Here is a 23,187-nt window from a genome sequence, read left to right as displayed (position 1 = left end):
TTCGTCGTGCGCGTGCTGTCCGCGCTCCGGGAGTGGAAGAGGGGTCTCGTGACCGTCGCGCCGTCGCGTCCGCGCGCTCGCAGGGTCGCCGACTCCCTCGTCGAGTCCGTCACCGGCTCCGTCTCCCCGATCGCCCGTCACCGCGCCGGCCGCGCCGGCCGCTCCCGCCGCCACCCCGGCGCCGCAGCCACCACGAAGAACCTGCGACTGGAGATCCAGGCGGCCCGTGCCGTCGCGATCGCCTCGGTCGTCCTGTACCACCTGTTCCCGGACCTCGTGCCCGGTGGCTACGTCGGCGTCGACGTCTTCTTCGTCATCTCCGGCTTCCTGATCACCGCGCACATCGCGAAGCCCCTCGCGGCGGGCCGGTTCAGCTTCCGGACCTTCTACGCCAGGCGTGCGTGGCGGCTCCTGCCGGCCTCGCTCGCGACCCTGCTCGTGACCGTGGTGCTGACCGCCGTGTTCGTGCCGAAGACACTGTGGCAGGACTTCACCCAGCAGATCATCGCGTCGTCCCTCTACGTCGAGAACTGGGCGCTCGCGAGCAACGCGGTGGACTACTCCGCGCTGGCATCGGACTCGAGCATCGTGCAGCACTTCTGGTCGCTGTCGACCGAGGAGCAGTTCTACCTGTTCTGGCCGGTCGCCCTGTGGCTCTGCGCGCGGCTGCGGTACGGCCGCCGTCGACGCGGCGGCAGGTCGCTCGTGCCCGCGATCGCCGTCGCCCTGGCCGCGGTGTTCCTGCTGTCCCTGACGCACTCGATCGTCCTCACCGAGCTCTCCCCCGCGGCGTACTTCGCGACCACGACGCGAGCGTGGGAGTTCGCCGCCGGTGGGTTGCTCTGGCTCGGGTTGCACTTCGTCCGCATCGCTGACCGGACCGCCGCGGCGATGAGCTGGGCGGGGCTGGCGCTCATCGCCACGACCACGCTGACCTTCGACGCCTCGACGCCGTTCCCCGGGTGGACGGCGATCGTCCCGGTCACGGGCGTCGCGCTGGTGATCGCCGGCGGCATGCCCGAGGTCCGGTGGGGTCCGGCTGCGCTCTACCGGACGCGGGCCGTGCAGTGGCTCGGTGACGTCTCGTACTCGCTGTACCTCTGGCACTGGCCGCTGCTCGTCGTCGTGCCCTTCGTCATCGGGCTGACCGCGGGCGACCCGACACCGGTGTGGGCGAAGCTCCTGGTGCTGGCGATCGCCCTGGTGCTCGCGCACTTCTCACGCCGCCTGGTCGAGCTGCCCGTCATCGCCTTCGCGGACACCCGGATGCGCGCCCCACGGCCGCGCCACCGCGGCGTCCTGGTCCTGGCGGTGGCCGGCATGCTCGTCGTCGCGGTGCCCGCCGCGGCGATGTACGGCTCGGTGGTGCGGGAGCGGTCGGCGCCGGCCGCGGCCGTGCCCGACGTCCGGACGGCGGCGGACGGCACGCTGACCACCGCCGCGTGCCACGGCGCCGCCGCGATGCAGCCGGGGGCGGACTGCCCGCAGGTCGACGCGGCCGACATCACCCCGAGCCCCGTGCAGGCGGTGGACGACTCCTTCGCCGACCAGGACGGCACGGGGTGCCAGGTCCAGGGCACCGACGTCTCGGTCACGACCTGCCAGGCGGGCGACCCCGACGGCACCGTCCGCGTCGCGGTCGTGGGCGACTCGCACGCCGCGAACCACGTGCCGGCGCTCTCGCTCATCGCGAAGGCGCACCACTGGAGCCTGACGACGTACCTGCACTCCGGGTGTCCCCTGACGACGGCGCCGATCGCCGCAGCGTGCAACACGTGGAAGGACGCGACGCTGCAGGAACTCGAACGGCAGCGCTACGACGTGGTGTTCGTCGCCGCGATGTCGCGGACGCCGTGGCCGCACGGCATGGTGCACGAGGCGTCGCAGCTCACCCCGGTGGTCCGTGACGACTCCGCTGCCGCGTACTCGGCGGCCTGGAAGCAGCTGCAGCAGGCGGGGTCCGCCGTCGTCGCGATCCGCGACAACCCGGACGCCGGGCTCGCAGGTGTCGGTGACGTCCCGAGCTGCGTCGAACAGCACGGTGACGGTGCCGCGTGCGACGTCAGCGAGGCAGCCGGCCTGCTCGACGACCCGGTGGCACGCGCGGCCGCCACCACTCCGGGCGTCCGGTTGCTCGACACGACCCCGTTGTTCTGCGCGGACGGCACCTGTCCTGCGGTCATCGGTGGTGTGGTGGTCTACCGGCAGGTCCAGCACGTCACCCGCACGTACTCGCGCTCGATGGCCCCGTTCATCGAGCCGGAGGTCGTCGCAGCGGTCGACGCCGCCCGGGCCGGCTGAGGCGACCGCAGCGGGCCGTCCTGACCGGGGACGGCGGTCCTCAGGCTGCTGCGACGGCGAGTCCCTCGACCACGGTGACGTCGGGCAGCGACGCCAGGAGCGCACCGGGCAGGAACACCTTCGCGCCGCGCAGCCCGGCACCGATCACGACCTCCGGGGCGTCGAGCACCCGGGCGTCCACGTAGACCGGCCAGTCGGCAGGCAACCCGATCGGCGTGATGCCGCCGTACTCCATGCCGGTCAGCGCCACGGCCTGGTCCATCGGCGCGAAGCTCGCCTTCCGCACGTCGAGCAGCTGCTTCACCACACGGTTCACGTCGAGCTTCGTCGACGCGAGCACCACGCACGCCGCGTACCGCACCTCGTCACCACGCTTCCCCGCGACGACGATGCAGTTCGCGCCGCCCTCGAGCGGGTAGCCGTACGCCTCGGAGAAGGCCGCGGTGTCCGCGAGCTCCGGGTCGATGGGTGCCGCCTGGATGCCGGCGAGCACATCGCTGGGCAACGCGACGAGGGCCTGGGCGACGGGGATCGCGAGGAACCCGGTGGCGACGAGGGCGGGGGAACGGTCGAGCGTCGGCATCCCCCGAGCCTAGGGAAGACGCTTCGCGAGAGCGATCAGGAGCGTGCCGCCGCGGTCCTCGGATCCGCCCGAGCACGCGCTCCGCCGTCCGCCGTCCGCCACCCGCCGCCCGCCGCCCGCCGCCCGCCGTCCGCCACCGGCCGCCCGGGGGACGAGACTGACGGGGTGAACGAACTCCGCCCGATCGACCTCGACTCATGGCCCCGCCGCGAGCACTTCGCGCACTACCGCCGAGAGCCCTGCGCCTGGGAGATGACCGTCGACGTCGACGTCACCGCCTTCGTCGACGCCGCCCGGACGGCGGGCGTGAAGACCTACCCGTCGCAGATCTGGGTGCTCTCGACCGTGGTCAACCGGCACGACGAGTTCCGGATGCAGCTCACCGACGACGGCCGACCCGCCGTGTGGGACACCGTCCACCCGACGTTCACCGTCTTCCACGCGGACACCGAGACGTTCTCGGTGCTCGTCGTCGAGCACGACCCCGACCCCCGGACGTTCCACGACGCCGTGGTCGCGACGACGGAGCGGTACCGCGACGACCACCGGATGTTCCCGCAGGGCACCGGCCGCACGGACACGTTCGACGTGTCGACGATCCCCCGCACCTCGTTCACGGGCTTCGCGCTGCACCTCACGGGTGCCGAGGACCACCTGCTGCCGATCGTCACCCTCGGTCGGTACCGCCGGGTCGAGGGCCGCACGCGCATGCCCCTGGCGCTGCGGATCGACCACGCCGCGGTCGACGGCTTCCACGCATCGCGCTTCGTCACCGAGGTCGAGGACCTGTTCGCCGACCCGTCCTGGCTCGGCTGACGCGCGCAGTGCCCGACCGTCCCCTCGTCGCCGCGTCGCGCGAGCAGGAGGGCGAGCACCACCGGACGGGAGGCCCGTGGCGGCGCCGCCACGGGCCTCCCGTCCGGCACACGGCGCGACCACCGCGGTGACCCGGTCTCAGGGAGCCGGCGTCAGTCGGTAGAGCACCTGCGGCCGCCCGCGGCGGCCGTACCGGTGGGCCAGGTCGATCGCGCCCGTCGCGACGAGGTGGTCGAGGTACCGCCGAGCAGTGGCGCGTGACGTGCCCGTCGCCGCCGCGACCTCGTCCACCGAGCGAGCGACGACGGGGTCGAGCGCGGCCACGACCCGGCCGAGCGTCGTCGCGCTCACCCCCTTCGGCAGGTCCCGCTGCGGGTCCCGCGACGTCCCTCGTGCCGGCCCGACGACCCGCACCGACCCCGTGGCGACGAGCCGGTCGACGTCGCCCTGTCCCATCGGGACGTCGTGCTGCGGTCCGTCCGCGGACCGACGCTCGGCAGCGTAGGCACGGAGCCGGTCCTGCAGGACGTCACGGTCGAACGGCTTCAGCAGGTAGCCGACCGGGTGCGCCGCGAGCGCCTGCCGGACGGTGACCTGGTCGCGGGACGAGCTGACGACGAGGACGTCGGTGTCGTCGACACCGGCGACGTGCATGCGGTGCAGCACCTCGACGCCGCTGATGTCGGGCAGCCGCATGTCGAGCAGCACGAGGTCGACGCCCCGCTCCACGGAGGCGAGCGCGGCACCGCCGGACGCCACCGCACCGACGACCGTGAAGCCCTCGGTGGCGGCCACCCAGCGGGTGTGCAGGGCCCGCGCGCCGGCGTCGTCGTCGACCACGAGGACGCGGAGCGCCGCGGTCACGGCTCCACCGCCATCTCGACGTCCAGGCGGGCACCGCCCAGCGCGGCCGAGCGTCCGACGACGACCGAGCCGCCGCGGTCGGTGGCCGTGCGTCGGACGACGGCCAGCCCGATGCCGCGCCCGAGGCCGGTGTCGTCGGTCTTCGACGACCATCCGCGGTTCAGGACACGGTGGGCGTCCGCCGGGGCGATGCCGGGCCCGTCGTCCTCGACCGTGATCGCCACCGAGCCGTCGTGCACCGCGACGGTGCAGGCCACGGTCGTCGCTCCGGCCTCGGCGGCGTTGCGGCAGAGGTTGGCGATGACGAGCAGCACCGCGTCGTCGAGCACGACGTCGTCGGCGACCCGCAGGTCGAGCGTGGTCCCGGCGGCGGCGAGCTCGGAGCGCACCGCCGCGACGGACGCCGTCGCCACGGCACCGCGCCGTGGCGATCCGGCACCTCCGCCGCTGGTCAGGCCCGGCGCCACCGCGTCGATGTACGCCACGGCGTCCTCGTCGTCCCCCTGTGCGACGAGCCCGCGCACGACGTGCAGACGGGTGCCGAACTCGTGCGCCTGCTCGCGCAGCGCATCCGTCGTCCTGCGCACCTGCCGGCTCTCCGCGTCGACCACGTCGGCGCGGCGCAGCCGACGGGCGATCACGAGCGAGAGCAGCACGCTCGCCAGCGTCGCCGCGACGAGGGCACCGGTGCTCCACGGCAGCAGGGTGCCGAGCGCACGCTCGCGGTCGGCGGCGATCGTCGACTCGAGCACGCCGACCGCCACGACCCCCACGACCCGGCCGTCCGTGTCGACGACCGGCACCTTCGCGCGGAGGGTCGTCCCGGACGGGCCCGTCTCGGTCCCGACGAACCGCTCGCCGCGGAGCACGGGTGCGATCGTCGTCGCCACGGGCTCGCCGCGTTCCGCCGGGTCCGGGTGGGTGATGCGCACGCCGTCGTCGTCGGTGACCACGACGTAGGAGACGCCGGAGGCACCCTCGACGAGCGTCGCGATCGGTTGCAGCGCCGTGGTGGCCGGGGCGAGGTCGTCGGCGTCGGCGAGCGCGCCGGGAGCGCCCCGGTCGACCACCGACGCCACCGCATCGCGCACCTCGGGCAGCTCGGCCAGGCTCGATGCGACGCCGGACACCTGCTCGACCACGGAGGAGCGGATGCTGCGTTCCTGCACCACCGCGGCGACCCCCGTCGTGACGCCCGTCGCCGCGAGCACGATGACGCTCGGCAACGCGAGCACCGCGGTGCGCCGCAGCCGCCCGGCACGTGCCCTGGTCACCGTGGCGTCCTCCTCCGGCCGCGACGCCGTGAGCGTCAATGAGCACATCTCCGCCGCCGGCTGCTCGTCCGGTCGGCGGCTGCCATCGTACTTCTCGACCTGCGCCACGACGACGTGCGCAGGAGGGAGTCGTCCATGCCAGAGCAGCCAGTGCCACAGCAGTCCGTGCACGAGCAGGCAGCGCCACAGCAGGCAGCGCCACAGCAGTCCGTGCCACGGCAGTCGACGACGGCCACGTCGGCCCGGCCGCGAGCCCGTCGCCCCGTCGCCCGCGGAGTCGGCGCGGCCGTCGCCGCGGTGTCCATCGCCGTCGCCGCGTTCGGCTCGGTGACGTCGGCCGCCGCCGGCGGCGACCCCACCCGTTCCGTGACGCTCGTCGCGCCCGCCGCGGCCGGCGGTGGTTGGGACGGCGTCGCACGGTCGATGCAGCAGGCGCAGCGCGCGAACGGCATCGTGAACTCCGTCCAGGTCGTGAACATGCCCGGCGCCGGCGGCACCATCGCGCTCGGCAACGTCGCGCGGCTCGCGGGGCAGACCGACACCCTGCTCGTCGGCGGCACGGGGCTCCTCGCCGCCGAGATCCAGTTCGGCTCCGCGGTCACCCACGACGACATCACGCCGCTCGCGGTCACCGTCGAGGAGTACGACGTGATCGTCGTCCCCGCCGACTCGCCCTACGAGACGCTCGACGACCTCGTCAGCGCCTGGCGCGAGCGTCCCGGGTCGGTGCCGTGGACGGGCGGCGGGTCGTTCGACCAGCTCGTCGTGACGGACCTCGCCGTCTCGGCCGGGATCGACCCGAAGGACACGAACTACATCCCCTCGGACGGTGGCGGCGAAGCGATCCAGGCGTTGCTCAACGGCACGGCCGCCGCGGCCTCGGGCGGCTACCCGGACAACATCGACCAGATCGAGTCCGGTCGGCTGCGGGCGCTCGCGCTCGTCGCAGCGGAACCGGTCGAGGGCATCGACATCCCCACGGCCGTCGAGCAGGGACACGACGTCACGCTGACGAACTGGCGCGAGATCGCCGCCCCCGGCGGACTCGACCGCGAGCAACGGGCGCAGCTCACCGACATCGTGCTGGACACGCTCGACACCCCCGAGTGGGCGGACGCGATGGAGCGGTACCACTGGACCGAACGGATCATCACCGGCGACGACCTCGACGCGTTCATCGACGAGGAGCGCGCGCGCATCACCGCACTGTACGAGGAGCTGGGCCGGTGACCCGTCCGAGCAACCCCACGTCGTCCTCCGCGGTCGTCGGGCAGCGGCTCACGCTGCGGGCGGATCCCGGCCGGATCGCCGCGGTCGCGAAGGAGCTGACCACCCCCGCGCTCTTCACCGCCTTCGCGGTCTACCTCGTCGTCGGCATCGTGACGATGGAGGTCCCCGACGGCACCGCATTCCCCGGGCCAGCGGTCTTCCCCGGGCTCGTCGCCGCGGCACTCCTGCTGCTCGCGGCGCTGCTGGTCGTGCGGTCCGTCCGGGCCGCGCGCGGGCGACGGGTCGGGTCCGTCGGGACGCTGCCGGAGGCCCTCGACGCGGCTGCCGCAGCCGCCGACTCCGGTCCCGGCACCGTCGCCGACACGACCGGCACCTCGGTCGAACAGCGCTCGGTCCGCGTCGACTGGCGCTCCCTCGCCTGGGTCGTCCTGTCCTTCGCCGCCTTCGCCCTGCTGCTCGGCGTGCTCGGCTGGATCGTCGGCGCCGGGTTGCTGTTCCTCGGTGTCGCGAAGGGGCTCGGCGCCCCCGGCTGGCTGCGTCCGCTCGTCGTCGGGCTGACGGTGAGCGCGATCAGCTACATCGCCTTCGACATGCTGCTCGACCTGTCGCTGCCCTCGGGCATCGTCGGATGGGAGTTCTGACGTGGACGTGCTCGGTCTCCTCGGCGACGGGTTCGCCGGCGCCCTGACCCCCGCCAACCTGCTCTGGGTCGTCGTCGGGTGCCTCCTCGGCACCGCCGTCGGCGTGCTCCCCGGCCTCGGCTCGTCGATGGCGGTGGCGCTGCTGCTGCCCGTGACGTTCTCGCTCGACCCCACGGCGGCGTTCATCATGTTCGCCGGCGTGTACTTCGGCGGGCTCTTCGGCGACTCGACGATGGGCATCCTGATGAACACGCCGGGGCAGGCCTCGGCCATCGCTTCGACGTTCGAGGGCCACAAGATGGCGCTGAACGGGCGGGCAGCGCAGGCGCTCGCGACCGCCGCGATCGGCGCGTTCGTCGGCGGAATGATCGCGTCGGCCCTCGTCGTCTTCCTCGCGCCCGCGCTCGCCACGTTCTCGTCGAGCTTCGGTCCGGCGGAGTTCTTCGCCCTCGCACTCTTCGCGTTCGTGACGACCTCGTCGGTCGTGACCGACGACGCGCTGAAGGGACTCGGGTCGCTGTGCCTCGGCCTCGGCATCGCGGTGATCGGCGTCGACGGCATCTCCGGCGCCCCGCGCTTCACGATGGGCGTGCCGGAGCTGTTCGACGGGATCTCGCTCGTCACCGTGACGGTCGCGGTCCTCGCGCTCGGCGAGGTCATCTACGTCGCCTGCCTCGCCCGCCACCTGAAGGACGGACGGATGGTGCAGGCCACCGGGCGCCCGTGGTTGTCGCGGAAGGAGCTGCGCGAGGCCGCTCCCGCCTGGCTGCGCGGCACCGCGATCGGCCTGCCCTTCGGCGTCGTGCCGGCCGGCGGGTCCGAGATCCCGACCTTCCTGGCCTTCGGGCTCGAGAAGCGACTCGACGCCCGTCGGAAGGACCCGCAGTTCGGCAAGGGTGCGATCCGCGGCCTGGCGGCGCCCGAGGCGGCCGGCAACTCGACGACCGGCATGGCGATGGGCGCGCTGCTCTCGCTCGGCCTGCCCGTGTCGGCGACCGCCGCGATCATGCTCGCCGCGTTCCGCCAGTACGGCCTGCAGCCGGGCCCGCTGCTGTTCGACCGGTCGCCCGACCTCGTGTGGGCACTGCTCGCGTCGTTCTTCATCGCCATGGTGGTGCTGCTCGTCATCAACCTGCCGTTCGCGATGCTCTGGGCGAAGCTGCTCCGCATCCCGCGGGCGTACCTGTACGCGGGCATCGCGGTCTTCTGCGGGCTCGGCATCTACGCCACGAGCGGCTCGGTGTTCGACCTGCTCATGCTGCTCGGGATCGGCCTGGTCGGCTTCCTCATGCGGGCGCTCGACGTGCCGCTCGCGCCGCTCATCATCGGCATGGTGCTCGGGCCGCTCGCCGAGACGAGCCTGCGTGACGCGGCGCTGAGCGCTGACGGTGACTTCTCGGTACTGGTGGCCGGACCGATCCCGATCGTGCTCTACGCCGTGCTGGCGGTCGTGGTCGCGGTCACGGTGACCGGGCGCGTCCGGGCGCGCCGTGCGGCGCGGCGCGAGCTGGTCGACGCGTAGACGCGTCCGACGGGCGTCGACTCCGGGACGTCCGGTGCCGCCGCGAGCGGCACCGCGTCGGACGGGAGGCGCGTGGCGGCACCGCACCGCGCCTCCCGTCCGGCACCGCACCGGACGGGAGGCGCGTGGCGGCACCGCACCGTGCCTCCCGTCCGGAGTACCCGGCCAGCGGGCAGGCAGCGGCTCCGCACGGATCCTCCCGTCGACGGGCGGCGCGCTACGCTCGACCGGTGCGCGCGACCGTGCGGGACGTGGCGGCCCTCGCCGGGGTCTCCCCGAAGACCGTCTCCAACGTGGTGAACGGCGGCGTGCCCGTGCGACCTGCGACCAGGGACCGCGTCGAGCGGGCGCTGGCCGAGCTCGGCTACGTGCCGAACCTGTCCGCGCGCGGCCTGCGCAACGGACGCTCGGGTGCGATCGCGCTGACGCTGCCGGAACTCGGCAACGCGTACTCCGCGGAGCTCGCGCAGTGGTTCGTCGAGCTGGCGCGCGAGCGTGGCTGGACGGTGCAGCTCGACCAGACGGGCAACGATCCCGACCGGGAACGCGACCTCGTCTCGCGTGCCCGGGCGCACCTGGTGGACGGACTCGTGCTGAACCCGGTGTCCCTCAGCGCGAGCGTCCTGGCCGAGACCGAGGGTCTCCCGCCGACCGTCGTCATCGGTGAGGTCGAGCCCGAGCACGTCGACCAGGTGCACGTGGACAGTCGTCGCGCCGCCCACGAGGTCACGACGTACCTGCACGGCCGCGGGCACCGGCGGATCGCCGTCGTCGGAGCAGCGCGTCCGACGGACGCCACCGCCACGAGCGAGCTCCGCGACCAGGGGCACGCAGCGGCACTGCGGGCGGCAGGGCTCGCCGTCGACCCGGACCTGCGCGTGCCGCTGCCCGCGTGGACGACGAGTGCCGCGGCGACGACCTTCGACGCGTGGCTCGACGAGCACCCGCTACCGGACGCGGTCTTCGCGTACACGGACTCGATCGCGTTCGGCGTGCTGCACGTCCTGGCAGCACGAGGTGTGCGCGTGCCCGAGCAGGTCAGCGTCGTGGGGTTCGACGACGTCGACGCCGCCGCCTTCGCGATCCCCGCGCTGACGACGGTGTCGTTCGACCGGCGGGCCTTCGCGGACGCGGCCCTCGACCTGCTCACCCGACGCATCGCCGACCCGACCGCGGCGCCCGAGACCGTCGTCGTGCCGCACCGGATCGTCGAGCGCGCGAGCGTCACCGACCGCTGAACCGTCGTCCGTCCGGTCCTCGCGCTGCTGGGTCGTCGCGCCGCCGGAGCCGGGTACGGTCCGCCGCATGAGTGCCGACGACCCCGCGATGCCCGTGCTGACCGCGACCGTCCTGCAGTCCCCCGATCCGGTGCGCCTCGCGCGCTTCTGGGGCGCGCTGACCGGTTGGACGGTGCACGAGGACGGCCCGACCTGGCTGCGGGTGCGTCCCGACGACGGCGGGGTCGGGCTCTCGGTGCAGTACGACGACGCCTACGAGTCGCCGACCTGGCCGCCGGCCCCGGGCGCACAGGGCATGCAGCTGCACCTCGACCTGCAGGTGGAGGACCTGGCGGCGGCGACCGCCCGCGCCGTGGAGCTCGGTGCGACGGAGGCCGCGTTCCAGCCGCAGGACGACGTGCGCGTGCTGCTCGACCCGGACGGGCACCCGTTCTGCCTGTTCCTGCCGGGCGCCTGAGCGGACCAGCGTGCCCGGTGGGCGGCGCGAGACTCGGCCGAGCGGACGACCCTCGCGGCCCTGGCGCGGGGAAGTGTCCGCCAGCGCGAGACTCGCGACGACGGCGACGGCGCGCGCTGTCAGCCCGCGGCCGCGTCGAGCACGGCGTCACGGGTCTGCTGGGCGCCGAGGATCCGGAAGTGCCCGCCGACGGGGACCCGCACGTTCGTGGCCCCGGCCAGCTCGCTGCCCCCGGGGATGAGCGTGTCGAACACCCCGTACACCGAGGTGATCCGCGCGTTCACCGCCAGGTCCCGTCCGAGCGCCGCGAGCACCGGGTCCGCCGCCCGGAAGGCCCGCAGGTGCGGCACCGGTGCGAGGCGCGCGTAGACCGATCCGCCGAAGGGGGTCGACACCGCGACCATCCGGTCGATGCGCTCCCCCTCGGGCAGCGTCATCGCGTACTTCCCGATCAGGCCGCCCTTGCTGTGCGCGACGACCAGGACGTCACGCAGGTCGTGCTCGTCCAGGTGGGCGAGCACCTCGCGAGCCGACTCCGGCACGGGCCGCAGGTTGTGGCGGAGGACGGGCAGCACGTGCACCGGGTGCCCGGCGTCGTGCAGGGCGTCCATCAGCGGACGCATGAAGTGCCAGGTCTCGTAGACGCCCGGCACGACGACGACGGGCTGCCCGTCGCCGGTCCGGTAGTCCTCGGCCGTCGTCGGTCCGGCGCTCCGCAGCTGCCACCTGGCCGCGTACCACCAGTCCAGGACGGCCCACCACGCGCGCCGGAGCAGCGGCACCCGGACGGGAGGCCCGTGCCGCGTCGCCCGCGCTGCTCCGGTCCCCGGAGCGGTCGGCTCCGTCACCGTGCGTCGTCCGTCATCGCGTCCTCCGTCGTCTGCACCCGTCGGAACTCGTCGACCAGCCGCGCGAAGGCGGCTGGCTGCCGCTCCTGGACGTGGTGGCCGCCCGGCAGCTCGACGAGCGCACCGCGCCGGGCCGAGCCGGCGAGCGCCGCTGCCCAGTCACGGCGGCCGATCGGGTCCTGGTCGCCGCGGACGACGAGCACCGGCTGGCCGAGGGTCGGGACGGCGTCCTCGAGCCGGTGGCGGAGCATCGGCCGGAGCTGCCGGACGTACTGTCGGGCACTCCGGAGGTAGTCGGTCAGCACCACGGCGTTCATCCGGAGGTCCTCGGCGAACAGGTCGCGGCCCAGGTCGAGCGCCTGCTGCACGAGCGTCCGACGGGCCGGGTCCACGACGGGTCCGACGAGCACCAGTGCCGTCACCGCGTCGGGGTGGCGTCGGCCGGCCTCGACGACGACCTGGGTCCCCATCGACTGCCCGACGAGCACGAGGTCCCCGGCGCCACGGGAGCGGACCGCCTCGACCACGAGGTCGCCGAGCTCCTCGAGCCGCAGCGTCCGACCGGCCGGCGGAAGTCCACCGAAACCGGGCAGGTCCACCGCGACCGTGCGGTGCGTCCGCGCGAGGTGCTGCTGCGACCGGGCGAAGGACCGGTGCGACATCCCGATGCCGTGCACGAGCACGACGGTCGGCGCGAGTGCGTCGCGCAGCCGGCCGGCCGGGGCCAGGGTGCGCAGCCGCACGGGCAGGCCGCCGATCTCGAAGGACTCCACCCGTGCTCGCACGCTGCGAACCTACCCGCCGGTCCGCAACGCGCAACCAGCCTGCTCTCGACGCCGAGCCGTGGCAGCCCTATGCTCCGCAGCATGCGCAAGGTGACCTCGGGCCTCTTCACGTCGGTGGACGGCGTCGTGCAGGATCCGTACACGTTCCAGTACGACTCGTTCGACGCCGAGCTCGGCACGGCCATGACGGCGTGGATGGACCGGACCGCGACCGTCCTGCTCGGCAAGCAGAGCTACCTGGAGTGGTCGGAGTGGTGGCCGTCGCACGCCGACGACCCCTTCGGGCAGTGGATCAACCCGATCGAGAAGCACGTCGCGTCGACCACGCTCGGCGACGACCTGACGTGGCAGAACGCCCACCGGATCCAGGGCGACGTCGACGACTTCGTACGCGAGCTCAAGGCCGGGGACGGCGGGGACATCGCGGTCACCGGCAGCGTCACGCTGGTGCGCCACCTGCTGTTCGCGGGGCTGCTCGACGAACTGCAGCTCATGGTGCACCCGGCGATCGCCGGCGCCGGTCGGAAGCTCTTCGAGCCCACCGACCCGCCCACGCGCCTGCGACTGGTGCAGAGCGTGGTGACCAGCAAGGGCAACGTGCTGAGCACCTACGCGCCGTTCGCCGACTGACAGAGGCGAGCCGAGCCTCCAGGCCGGCGCAGCGGGACCCGAGCGACGGACGGCGAGCCGGGTGCCGGTCCGGAGGAGCGGGACCGCTCCATCGGCAGCGGGACGGGCAGGTGGACGGAGCGGGTGCCGGACCGGCGTACCCTTCTGGGTGGCCGTCGACCGCACCACCCTGGAGAACACCATGTCCGAGGACACCCGCCCGCACGTCGTCATCGTCGGGGGTGGCTTCGCGGGCATCGCCGCCATGCGCGAGCTCGCGGACGCCCCGGTCCGGGTGACCCTGGTCGACCGCCACGTCTACAACATGTTCCAGCCGCTCATGTACCAGGTGGCGACGGGTGGTCTGAACGCCGGGGACGTGACGTACTTCCTGCGGAGCCTCCGCGCCAAGCAGGCCAACGCCGACTTCCGGCACGGGCTGCTGACCGGCATCGACACCGAGCACCGCGTCGCGGAGATGTCCGACGGCGAGCACCTCCACTACGACTGGCTCATCCTGGCGAACGGCGTCAACACGAGCTACTTCGGGACACCCGGCGCCTACGAGTACGCGTACTCGATGTACTCCCGCTCGCAGGCGCTCCGCATCCGCGACGAGCTGTTCACCAGGCTCGAGCAGGCCGCGGCGAAGCAGGGGCCCGACGAGATCCGCGTGGTGATCGTCGGCGGCGGGGCGACCGGGGTCGAGATGGCCGGTGCCCTGGCCGAGCTCCGCGACCAGGCGCTCGTCGGCGCCTACCCCGAGATCGAGCGCGGCAACATCTCGATCACGCTCGTGCACCGCAGCGGTGAGCTGCTCAAGCCGTTCGCCCCGCGCCTGCGTCGGTACGCGGCGAAGATCCTCCGGAAGCGCGGGGTGACCCTCCGGTTGAACACGGGTGTCGCCGAGGTCAAGCCCGACGGCGTCGTCACGGCGTCCGGCGAGTTCATCCCGGCGTCGCAGGTGATCTGGGCGACCGGCGTCGCGGCGCACAAGGAGGTCTCGGGCTGGGGCCTGCCGCAGACCCACGGCGGGCGCATCCAGGTGAACGACGACCTCAGCGTGAAGGGCGTCGAGCGCATCTTCTCGGCCGGGGACATCGCCGCGCAGGACGACGCGCTCGCCCAGCTCGCCCAGCCCGCGCTGCAGGGCGGCAAGCACGCCGCCCGACAGATCGTCCGGCAGCTCGAGGGCAAGCCGACCGAGCACCTGCGGTACTTCGACAAGGGCACGATGGCGACGATCGGCACGAACGCCGCGGTCGCCCAGCTGCGCGGCGGCATCACGATGGTCGGGCCGGTGGCGTGGCTGGCGTGGGTGGGCGTGCACATCGCGTCGCTCCTCGGGAACGGCAACCGGCTGTCGACCCTGTCCCACTTCTTCGTCCGCTACCTGTGGTTCATGCGGAAGCGTTCGATCCCGATCGTCGGCGACGTCCGGCCCGTGCGCCCGAACGGCGACCGCGAGCCCGAGCCGTGGCAGATGCAGAAGGCCGAGTAGCGCCGGCTGCCCGGCCGACGGCCGCCGAGACTCGGCCATGCGGACACGTTCGCGGCCGACGAGTCGCGAACGTGTCCGCTGAGCCGAGCCTCGGTGTCGCCGGCGTCAGCGCTCGGCCACGTGCGCGTACGCCCCGGCGGCGATGTCCTCGAGCAGCGTCGGCCCGGTGGGCTCCCACCCGAGCAGCTCGCGGGTGGCCCCGGAGGTCCCGGACATCTCCATCGCGAAGAACCCGCCGATGAAGCCGAAGTGACCGGCCGCGTCAGCCGGGTCGATGCTCGCGACGGGCACGCCCAGCGCCTCACCGATCGCGGCCGCGACGTCCCGTGTCGCGATGCCCTCCTCGGCGACGGCGTGCAACCGGGTGCCGGCGGGAGCCAGCTCGAGTCCGAGCCGCACGAGTCGCGCGGCGTCCGTCACGTGCACGGCGGCCCAGCGGTTCGTGCCCTCGCCGACGTAGCCGGACACGCCCCGCTCCTGCGCGACGCCGGCGAGGTACGCGATGAAGCCGTGGTCGCCGACCCCGTGCGTGGTGGGGCTGAACCGCGCCGCGATGCTCCGCACGCCCTGGTCGACGAAGTCGAAGCCGCGGTTCTCGCTGCCGCCACGGGGGCTGTCGACACCGGTGAACGGCGACGGGTCGTGCTCCGTGGCGGGGCGGTCGGGGGCGAGCGCGGCGATGCCGGAGGCGACGACGAGCGGGCGGTCGCTGCCCACCAGCGCCGTCCCGAGGGCCTCGACGGCGGCCCGCTCCGCGGCGTTCGTCGCCGCTTGGTCGGACCAGTCGTGCTTGTTCGCCAGGTGCAGGACGCCCTCGGAGCCGTCCGCGCCCCGGCGGAGCGCGTCGAGGTCGTCGAGGTGGCCGCGCAGGACGGTGACGCCCTTCGCCTCGAGCGCGGCGGCGGAGGCGTCGGACCGGGCGAGGCCGGTGACGTCGTGTCCGGCGGCGAGCAGGTCGTCGACGGTGTGGGAGCCGATCCAACCGGAGGCCCCGGTGACGAACACGTGCATGAGTTGTCCCTTCACAGGTGTCCGTGGCGTGATGTCACGAACTGACATCACCGTAGCACTCGATGTCAGCGACTGTCATCAGTAGACTCGACCCATGGTGCGATGGCAACCGGGGACCCGGGAGCGACTGCAGGCGACCGCGCTGCAGCTCTTCACCGAGCACGGGTACGACGAGACGACCGTCGCCGAGATCGCCGCGGCCGCCGACGTCACCGAGCGGACGTTCTTCCGGCACTTCGTCGACAAACGCGAGGTCCTGTTCGCCGGCCAGGACGACTTCGTCGGCATGTTCACCGGCCCGGTCACCGACGCCCCCGCCGGCACGCCGCCGTTCACCCTGGTCCGCCGCGCCCTCGACTCGGCCGCCGGGTTCTTCCCCGACGACCGCCGCGCGTGGTCCCGCAGCCGGCAACGGGTGATCGACGGCGTCCCCGCACTCGGTGAGCGCGAACTCGGCAAGCTCGCGAACCTGAAGGTCCACCTCGGGACCTCCCTGCGCACGCACGGGATCGGCGAACCGGCCGCCACGATCGCCGCGGAGACGGCGGTCACGGTGTTCCACCTGTCCTTCGCGCAGTGGATCGCGGACGGCGAGGACCGCGACTTCGCGACCATCGTGCACGAGCGGCTCGAGGCCCTGACCGAGGTCGTGCACCCCGCATCTTGAGCGTCCTCTTACCCGAGGGGGGCACGCTGGTCGTCATCCGTACGAACGATCCTCACAGGGAGGAACCGTGGCGACGAACACCCTCGCGCCCGAGCAGGCCCGCACCGCCCGGACGACCGACCGCAGCACGCCGGTCGGTCGCGGGGGCGGCGCTGCCCGGACGACCCCGCCGCCGCCGCTGACCCACCGCGCTCCGGCCCTCGACGGCCTGCGCACGATCGCCATCCTCATGGTGATCCTCTACCACCTGCACGTGCCGCAGTTCGAGGGCGGCTTCATCGGCGTCACCGTGTTCTTCGCGCTGTCCGGGTTCCTCATCACGACGCTGCTGCTCGGCGAGCACCGGAAGACCGGCCGGATCCGGCTCGGGAACTTCTGGCTCAAGCGACTCCTCCGTCTCTACCCGGCACTCGTCGCCCTCGTCGTGGTCGGCCTGCTGCTGTGGAACTGGGTCGGCGACTACAAGGGCGCGTCCTTCGGCCCCGGCGAGGCCGCGTTCATCGCGCTGACCTACACCGGCAACCTGTTCCGCTCGTTCTGGGACACGACGCAGGGCGTGTTCGCACACACCTGGTCGCTGTCGATGGAGGAGCAGTTCTACCTGGTCTGGCCCCCGGTCCTCGTGCTGCTGTTCCTGCTCCGCACGCGTCGACGGTGGCTGATCGCCGGTCTCGCCACCGTGGTCGTCGGCTGCTCGGTCGTGGCCGGACTGGTCTACCGCACGCCGAACGGCGGCGCGACGCCCGACGTGTACTTCTCCCCCGTGCTCGGGGTCGTACCGCTCGCGACCGGGTGCCTGCTCGCGCTGCTCCTCGACGACGAGCGCGTCCGCACCTGGGCCGCCGGTCTGACCGGTCACGTCGCGACATGGGCAGGCATCGCGATGCTCGCCGGCGTGATGGTCTGGATCGGCGACGACTGGGCCCAGCACGCCTGGACCTTCAGCGTCGTCCTGCCCCTGACCGGCGTCGTCTCCGCCGTGCTCATCGGCGGGCTCGTCTCGGTCCGGTCACCGCTGTCCGCCGCGCTCGCCTGGTCGCCCGTCTCGTGGTTCGGCCGGCGCGTCTCGTACGCCGCCTACCTGTGGCACCCGCTCGTCATCGCGCTGCTCGACCCCTTCGCGGTCGGCCCCTGGGGCAAGGTCTGGCTGCTCGGGGTCGCCGTCGTCGTCGCCGTCGGTGCCGCACACGCCGTCGAGGTGCCGGTCGAGAAGGCACAGAAGCGCTTCCGCGAAGCCCGCCGGCTGGTGGCCGCGGACCGCGCGGCACGCAGCCACGTCACCACTTGACGGACGGCGGGACCAGACACCGGACGGGAGGCACGTCGCGGTCCCGCCACGTGCCTCCCGTCCGACGGCACGCCTGGGCGACCGCATCGCGACGTTCCGTAGGCTCGCCTGCGTGACCACGGAGCGCGTCGACGTCCTCGTCGTCGGCGGTGGGCCCGTCGGCCTGTTCGCTGCCGCCCTGCTGCGCGCGCGGGGGCTCGTCGTCGCCGTGTGGGAGCGGCGTGACGCGCCGCCCGTCGGCTCGCGTGCGATCGGCATCCACGCGCCGTCGCTCGACGCGTTCGCCGCGATCGGTCTCGACACCGCCGTGCTGGCCGAGGCCGTGCTCGTGCGCACCGGTGTCGCCAGGAGCCGCGGACGGGTGCTCGGGACCCTGTCGTTCGACCGGGCGTCCGCCACCCACCCGTACGTCGCGACGCTCGACCAGCACCGCACCGAGACGCTGCTGCGCGATCGGCTCGAGCTGGGCGTGCTGCGCACCGGGACGAGCCTGACCGGTCTGGACCGGCACCGGACGCACGTCCGCGCCCACGGCACCGGACCCGGCGGCGAGCCCGTCGTCGTCGAGGCCGCGTTCGTCGTCGGCGCCGACGGTGCACGGAGCGCCGTGCGGGACCTGCTCGGCATCGCTGCGACCGGGCGGGACTACCGCGACCGGTACGTGATGGGCGACTTCGCGGACCCGGAACCGGTCGGTGCCCGGTCCACGGCGCTCGTCGACGTCGGGCCGGACGGCGTGGTCGAGTCGTTCCCGCTCCCCGACGGCCGGCGGCGGTACGTCGCGCTCGTGCCGGACGACGTCGCACCCGCGGCCCGCGGCGGCGCGCCCGACCAGGAGGTGGCGGCGCGGCTCGCCGCGATCGTCACGGAGCGTACGGGCGCGACACCGGACCCCCGGACCTGCACGATGACCAGTGGGTTCCGGGTGCGGCGGCGCCAGGCCGCACGGATCGGCGTCGGTCGCGTCGTGCTCGTCGGGGACGCCGCGCACGAGATCAGCCCGATCGGCGGGCAGGGCATGAACCTCGGCTGGCTCGACGTCGCCGAGCTCGCCCCGGTGCTCGCGGACGCGGTGGCGACCGGCGTCGCCGGGCCCTGGCCGGAGTACGCCGCACGACGGCAGACGGCCGCGCGGCGGGCGGCGCGGCAGGCGGAGGCGAACATGGCGCTCGGCCGACCGACCGGGGTGCTCGGCTCGGTCGGGCGGGAGGCGGTGCTCCGGTCCGTCCTGGCGGTCCCGAGCGCGGCGCACGGCCTGGCCGCCGTCTACGCGATGCGGTGGGCCTGAGCGGGTCCCCGCGCTGCGGACCGGCGGGGGTCAGGCGACGAGTCGCGCGCCGGCCACACCGAGCTCCACGACGAGCACGAGCGACGACGCGATCACGAGCCGGAAGAGCGCCCGCGTCGGACGACCGGCGAACACCAGGCGGACACCGGCCGCTGCCAGGACGACCACCACGACGGCCCCGACGACCGCCAGCACCACGCCGGTCCCCCGCGCCGGGTCGTCCCCGAGCAGCTGCCCGCCGAGCACGAGCGCGGCGGCGACCACGAGCGACGCGAACGCGAGCGTGCCCGCTCCCCGCAACCCCAGGCGGTGCGGGAACCCCCTGACCCCGGTGGCGGCGTCGTCGAGCAGGTCGGGCAGGACGTTCGTGCAGTGGATCGCGATGCCGAAGACCGCACCGGTCGCGATCGCCCACCACGCCGGCCACGAACCGTCGCCGCCCGCCGCGACCGCGACCACGGGCAGGAGCCCGAACGCGACCACGAAGGGCACGACCGACCACACCGTGCGCTTGAGCCCGGCGTCGTAGGCCCACCCGGCCGCCACCAGGACGACGTGCGCGACCGCGGCGACGGGGCCGAGGAACACGCTGAGCACGACCGCCGCAGCCGCCGTGACGACCGCCGCGGTCCGGACGGTCGAGACCGCGACGAGCCCCCGCGCGACGGGCTTGTCGCTCCGGCCGACGGCGCGGTCGCGGTCGGCGTCGATCCAGTCGTTCGCCAGACCGATCGACAGCTGCCCGGCGACCACGGCGAGCGCCACCAGGAGCACGAGCCACCACGGGTGCCGGACCGCGGCGGCGACGACCGCGGCCAGGACCGTCACGGTGACGGTCGGGCCGGGGTGCGACGAGGCGAACAGCAGGCGGAGGGTCGAGGGCCGTCGGGTGTCGCTCACACCGCGAGCGTACGGAGGGACGGCTGCACGGGCGCGACGGGCGGAGACCCTCGGGACGTCGGCGACGCGTCCTGACGGACTTCCTGTGCCCTGCTCGGGCACACCCGGCCTACGGTCCGACGGGCGCCGACCCCTGCCGACGCAGGAGGAGCGACGACGATGACGATCAGCTCGACCACCGAGGCCCCGGGCCGCGCCGGGTTCCTGCGCCGCATGACCTTCGCGTGCGCCTGGGGCGAGGGCCTCGACGGCTTCGACCTCGGGCTGATCAGCGTCGTGCTGCCGTCGCTGACCATCGCACTCGGTCTCGACCCCGTCCTCGCCGGTCTGATCGGGGCGAGCTCGCTCATCGGCATCTTCGTCGGCGCCCCGCTCGCGGGCTGGCTGACCGACCGGTTCGGCAGGAAGCGCGTCTTCACGATCGACGTCCTGGCCTTCATCGTGCTCGGGTTCGCGCAGGCGTTCGTGGCCGACGGCTGGCAGCTCTTCGTCGTCCGGGTGCTCCTCGGCATCGCGATCGGTGCGGAGTACGCGATCGGCGCCGCGATGCTCGCCGAGTTCGCCCCCTCGCGGGACCGCGGCCGACGACTGTCCGGGTTGCTCGTGTGCTGGTACGGCGGCTACCTCGTGGCCGTCGTGACGGCGTACGCGATGATCGACTGGGCGGGCATCAGCTGGCGTTGGGTCCTGGTCGTGAGCGGCGTCCCGGCGATCGTCACGGCCATCGCCCGGATCGGCTTCCCGGAGTCGCCGCGGTGGCTGCTCTCCCGCGGCCGCGTCGACGAGGCGCGGGCGATCGTCGCCGAGCACCTCGGCGGGGATGCCTACTTCCGTCAGGAGCAGTACGCGGCCGAGGAACAACGCAGCGGCGGGTACCGCGTGCTGTTCTCGAAGGAGAACCGGCAGCGCCTGGCGTTCATCTCGCTCTTCTGGGCGTGCAACGTCGCGCCGTACTTCGCCATCTTCACGTTCGCGCCGACCGTCCTGGAGTCCCTGCAGCTGCGCGACGAGGCGACGGGCACGATCATCGTCAACGCCATGGCGGCGATCGGCGCCCTGGTCGGCATGCTGACCATCGAGCGGATCGGCCGACGCCGACAGCTCGTCCCACCGTTCTGGATCATGGCCGGCGCCCTGGCCGTCGTCGGGCTCTGGGGCTCGGCACCCGGCATCGTCGTCGTGCTGTGCTTCGCGGTGTTCTCGTTCATGAACGCCGCGCAGGGCAACCTGACGGCGGTCTACCCGATCGAGGTGCTGCCGACCGAGGTGCGTTCGACGGGCGTCGGCTTCGCGGCGGCGTGCAGCCGGATCGGCGCGGCCGCGGGGACGTTCCTGCTGCCGGTCGGCATCGACGCCATCGGCATCGGACCCTGCATGCTCATCGCCGCCGCGGTCTGCGTCGTCGGTGCCGTCCTGTCGCAGGTCATGGCGCCGGAGACGACGGGGAAGGGTCTGCACGACACGAGCACCCAGCCATTGCGCCAGCAGGCGAAGGTGCCCACCGCACGCTGACCGCCCGGACGGGCGAGCAGGTACCTGCGAGGATGCCCTCGTGGAGTGGGACGAGAGCGGACTGGACGCGGCGCAGATCGCGTTCATCACGCGCACGCTGCCCGGCGCGGTGATCGCGTCGGACGACTCGTGGGGTCTGCTCGACACCCGGGTGCTGCACGTCCGGAGCGAACACGGGGACCACACCGTCAAGGCGTCCGGCCCGGACAACTCGCACTTCCCCCGCGAACTGCTCGCCCACCGCGAGTGGACCGGTGACCTGGTCCGGGACGGCGACACCCCTCCGCTGGTGGCGGCGGACCCCGGCGCCCGGGTGCTCGTCCTCCGACGCGTTCCCGGCCACCTCGCCCTGGGCAGTACCGAGGAGACGTCCGCGGACGTGCACCGGCAGGCCGGGCGGATCCTTCGCCGCTTCCACGACCAGACCGCCCGGCTCGACGCCGAGCACCTGCGTGCCGAGACCGCGAAGTCCCTCCGCGCGCTGGACGCGCCGCACCGGATCGACCCGGCCACCGCCGACCGCGCTCGCGCGCTGCTGCGGTCCGCCGAGCCGCACCCGGTCACGCTCGTCCCGACGCACGGTGACTGGCACCCGCGCAACTGGATCGTGCACGAGGGGCGCCTGCACGCGATCGACTTCGGCCGCTTCGCGCTCCGCCCGGCCGCGTCCGACCTGACCCGGCTGGCGGTCCTGCACTGGGACCGGTCACCCGGACTCGAACGGGCCTTCTTCGACGGCTACGGCGACGACCCGCGGGACGCCGACGACTGGCGGTGGCTGCAGCTGCGCGAGGCGGTCGGGACGGCCGTGTGGGCGTTCACCGTCGGCGACGGGGCGTTCGAGGCGCAGGGCAGGCGGATGCTGCAGGACGCCCTCAGCGCGTTCTGACCGGCGCGGCCGCTCCCGCGGCAGGTGACGATGTGCGCCGGCGGCCGAGCACCCCGGACGCGAGCGCGATCCCGAGCAGCACCACCAGACCGCCCACGGGCTCGTTCCACCGCAGCGGCTCCCCGAGCACGAGGACGCCGAGTGCCACCCCGACGACGGGCGTGAGGTACGTCACGGTCGACGCGCGACCGGCGCCCCACGCGCCGACCAGGCGCGTGTTCCAGGCGTAGGCCAGCCCGGTGCCGACCGCACCGAGCGCGACCATCGCGGCCACGATCCTCCAGTCCAGCCGGACCGGACCGGTCGCGATGACGGGCGCGACCAGCAGCATGAGCACCGCTGCCAGGGTGAGCTGCACCGTCGCGACGGTCGTCGGGTCTTGCCCGCTGCCGACGCCGAAGCGGCGGAGCCAGGCGAGGCCGATGCCGTACGAGGCCGTCATGCCGAGCAGGGCGAGCTGCCCCGGTAGGGTCGCGAGGACGGCCGGGTCGCCGACGAGGTCCCACGGCCCGACGAGCACGAGCACGCCGACCACCCCGAGCGCGATCCCGCCGAGCTGCCGCCGGTCGAGTCGTTCCGACGGCACGAGGACCGCGAGTGCGAGCAGCGTCATGATCGGCGTCGTCGCGTTGTAGATGCTCGCCAGTCCCGACGGCACCGTCTGCTCCGCCCATGCCATCAGCGACGACGGCACCGCGTTGAGGAACACCGCGACGACGAGGAGGTGTCCCCAGACCCGACGGTCCCGCGGCCACCGGCGCCGGGTCACGAGCAGCACGACGACGAGTGTGACCGCCCCGAGCACGGTCCGCACCGTGGCGACCTGCTGTGGCGCGAGTCCCTCGAGCCCGATCTTCGCGAAGAAGAAGCTCGAGCCCCAGGTGAGGGCGACCAGGACGTAGAGGAGGGCGTTCACAACGCCTAGTGTCGACACCGACGGCCCATGCGGCAAACGAATGGGCT

The 23,187-nt window shown here is 73.5% G+C and carries 22 protein-coding genes; 14 read left to right on the top strand and 8 right to left on the bottom strand.

From position 1 onward, the window contains the following. The first annotated feature begins 48 nt into the window (after positions 1-48). On the top strand, positions 49-2,301 hold the full coding sequence (locus QUG93_RS02875) for an acyltransferase family protein (protein ID WP_289472127.1): 2,253 nt from the start codon (positions 49-51) through the stop codon (positions 2,299-2,301). Between the two features lie 40 nt (positions 2,302-2,341). On the opposite strand, the gene QUG93_RS02870 is transcribed toward QUG93_RS02875, so the two are convergent. Next, complete coding sequence (locus QUG93_RS02870) at positions 2,342-2,884, bottom strand: YbaK/EbsC family protein (protein ID WP_289472126.1); 543 nt, start codon at positions 2,882-2,884, stop codon at positions 2,342-2,344. A gap of 165 nt (positions 2,885-3,049) precedes the next feature. Here QUG93_RS02870 and QUG93_RS02865 point away from each other — a divergent pair, with 165 nt between their 5' ends. Beyond that, entirely contained in the window at positions 3,050-3,700 is a 651-nt protein-coding gene (locus tag QUG93_RS02865) for a CatA-like O-acetyltransferase (RefSeq protein ID WP_289472125.1), read from the top strand. A 138-nt stretch (positions 3,701-3,838) separates the two neighbouring features. On the opposite strand, the gene QUG93_RS02860 is transcribed toward QUG93_RS02865, so the two are convergent. Next, on the bottom strand, positions 3,839-4,564 hold the full coding sequence (locus tag QUG93_RS02860) for a response regulator (protein ID WP_289472124.1): 726 nt from the start codon (positions 4,562-4,564) through the stop codon (positions 3,839-3,841). Then, on the bottom strand, positions 4,561-5,838 hold the full coding sequence (locus QUG93_RS02855) for an ATP-binding protein (RefSeq protein WP_289472123.1): 1,278 nt from the start codon (positions 5,836-5,838) through the stop codon (positions 4,561-4,563). The genes QUG93_RS02860 and QUG93_RS02855 overlap by 4 nt, the downstream gene beginning before the upstream one ends. Positions 5,839-5,973: 135 nt before the next feature. Between QUG93_RS02855 and QUG93_RS02850 the strand changes: the two genes are divergently transcribed. The 5 genes from QUG93_RS02850 (at position 5,974) to QUG93_RS02830 (ending at position 10,926) form a co-directional block, all read left to right on the top strand. Beyond that, the gene (locus QUG93_RS02850) at positions 5,974-7,068 is read left to right on the top strand and encodes a tripartite tricarboxylate transporter substrate binding protein (protein ID WP_289472122.1); all 1,095 of its coding nucleotides are present in this window, start codon (positions 5,974-5,976) and stop codon (positions 7,066-7,068) included. Then, positions 7,065-7,709, top strand: coding sequence for a tripartite tricarboxylate transporter TctB family protein (locus tag QUG93_RS02845; protein WP_289472121.1), 645 nt, complete (start codon positions 7,065-7,067; stop codon positions 7,707-7,709). The genes QUG93_RS02850 and QUG93_RS02845 overlap by 4 nt, the downstream gene beginning before the upstream one ends. A gap of 1 nt (position 7,710) precedes the next feature. Next, positions 7,711-9,231 (top strand): tripartite tricarboxylate transporter permease, encoded by a 1,521-nt coding sequence (locus tag QUG93_RS02840; RefSeq protein ID WP_289472120.1) that lies wholly within the window; start codon positions 7,711-7,713, stop codon positions 9,229-9,231. A gap of 230 nt (positions 9,232-9,461) precedes the next feature. Next, positions 9,462-10,469: a LacI family DNA-binding transcriptional regulator gene (locus QUG93_RS02835; RefSeq protein WP_289472119.1), complete on the top strand. Its 1,008-nt coding sequence runs from the start codon at positions 9,462-9,464 to the stop codon at positions 10,467-10,469. A gap of 67 nt (positions 10,470-10,536) precedes the next feature. After that, positions 10,537-10,926, top strand: coding sequence for a VOC family protein (locus QUG93_RS02830; RefSeq protein WP_289472118.1), 390 nt, complete (start codon positions 10,537-10,539; stop codon positions 10,924-10,926). 119 nt (positions 10,927-11,045) lie between these two features. Here QUG93_RS02830 and QUG93_RS02825 read toward each other — a convergent pair whose 3' ends face one another. Next, positions 11,046-11,774: an esterase/lipase family protein gene (locus tag QUG93_RS02825; RefSeq protein WP_289472117.1), complete on the bottom strand. Its 729-nt coding sequence runs from the start codon at positions 11,772-11,774 to the stop codon at positions 11,046-11,048. Further along, positions 11,771-12,559 (bottom strand): alpha/beta fold hydrolase, encoded by a 789-nt coding sequence (locus QUG93_RS02820; RefSeq protein ID WP_289472116.1) that lies wholly within the window; start codon positions 12,557-12,559, stop codon positions 11,771-11,773. The genes QUG93_RS02825 and QUG93_RS02820 overlap by 4 nt, the downstream gene beginning before the upstream one ends. 81 nt (positions 12,560-12,640) lie before the next feature. On the opposite strand from QUG93_RS02820, the gene QUG93_RS02815 reads away from it, so the two are divergent. Beyond that, entirely contained in the window at positions 12,641-13,189 is a 549-nt protein-coding gene (locus tag QUG93_RS02815; RefSeq protein WP_289472114.1) for a dihydrofolate reductase family protein, read from the top strand. A gap of 148 nt (positions 13,190-13,337) precedes the next feature. Then, the gene (locus tag QUG93_RS02810) at positions 13,338-14,669 is read left to right on the top strand and encodes an NAD(P)/FAD-dependent oxidoreductase (RefSeq protein WP_289472112.1); all 1,332 of its coding nucleotides are present in this window, start codon (positions 13,338-13,340) and stop codon (positions 14,667-14,669) included. 105 nt (positions 14,670-14,774) lie between these two features. Here the strand turns inward: QUG93_RS02810 and QUG93_RS02805 are convergent, their stop codons facing one another. Beyond that, positions 14,775-15,680, bottom strand: a complete 906-nt coding sequence (locus QUG93_RS02805) for an SDR family oxidoreductase (protein ID WP_289472111.1) — start codon at positions 15,678-15,680, stop codon at positions 14,775-14,777. A 94-nt stretch (positions 15,681-15,774) separates the two neighbouring features. On the opposite strand from QUG93_RS02805, the gene QUG93_RS02800 reads away from it, so the two are divergent. The 3 genes from QUG93_RS02800 to QUG93_RS02790 all read left to right on the top strand — a co-directional run bounded on the left by QUG93_RS02800 (position 15,775) and on the right by QUG93_RS02790 (position 18,923). Next, positions 15,775-16,347, top strand: a complete 573-nt coding sequence (locus tag QUG93_RS02800; protein ID WP_289472110.1) for a TetR/AcrR family transcriptional regulator — start codon at positions 15,775-15,777, stop codon at positions 16,345-16,347. Positions 16,348-16,414: 67 nt separating this feature from the next. Further along, positions 16,415-17,635: an acyltransferase family protein gene (locus QUG93_RS02795; RefSeq protein ID WP_289472109.1), complete on the top strand. Its 1,221-nt coding sequence runs from the start codon at positions 16,415-16,417 to the stop codon at positions 17,633-17,635. Positions 17,636-17,747: 112 nt separating this feature from the next. Continuing rightward, positions 17,748-18,923 carry an FAD-dependent oxidoreductase gene (locus QUG93_RS02790; RefSeq protein ID WP_289472108.1) on the top strand — a complete coding sequence of 392 codons (1,176 nt, stop codon included), beginning with the start codon at positions 17,748-17,750 and terminating at the stop codon, positions 18,921-18,923. Positions 18,924-18,953: 30 nt separating this feature from the next. Here the strand turns inward: QUG93_RS02790 and QUG93_RS02785 are convergent, their stop codons facing one another. Beyond that, positions 18,954-19,823: a UbiA family prenyltransferase gene (locus tag QUG93_RS02785; RefSeq protein ID WP_289472107.1), complete on the bottom strand. Its 870-nt coding sequence runs from the start codon at positions 19,821-19,823 to the stop codon at positions 18,954-18,956. Between the two features lie 159 nt (positions 19,824-19,982). Between QUG93_RS02785 and QUG93_RS02780 the strand changes: the two genes are divergently transcribed. After that, positions 19,983-21,335, top strand: a complete 1,353-nt coding sequence (locus tag QUG93_RS02780; RefSeq protein ID WP_289472106.1) for an MFS transporter — start codon at positions 19,983-19,985, stop codon at positions 21,333-21,335. A gap of 40 nt (positions 21,336-21,375) precedes the next feature. Continuing rightward, entirely contained in the window at positions 21,376-22,224 is an 849-nt protein-coding gene (locus QUG93_RS02775; RefSeq protein ID WP_289472105.1) for a phosphotransferase, read from the top strand. Here QUG93_RS02775 and QUG93_RS02770 read toward each other — a convergent pair. Beyond that, positions 22,211-23,140: a DMT family transporter gene (locus tag QUG93_RS02770; protein WP_289472104.1), complete on the bottom strand. Its 930-nt coding sequence runs from the start codon at positions 23,138-23,140 to the stop codon at positions 22,211-22,213. The genes QUG93_RS02775 and QUG93_RS02770 overlap by 14 nt on opposite strands. Positions 23,141-23,187 lie beyond the last annotated feature (47 nt).

It is taken from the genome of Curtobacterium caseinilyticum (assembly GCF_030363035.1).
Classification (GTDB): Bacteria; Actinomycetota; Actinomycetes; order Actinomycetales; family Microbacteriaceae; genus Curtobacterium; species Curtobacterium caseinilyticum.
This window is presented reverse-complemented; position numbering and strand designations above follow the sequence as displayed.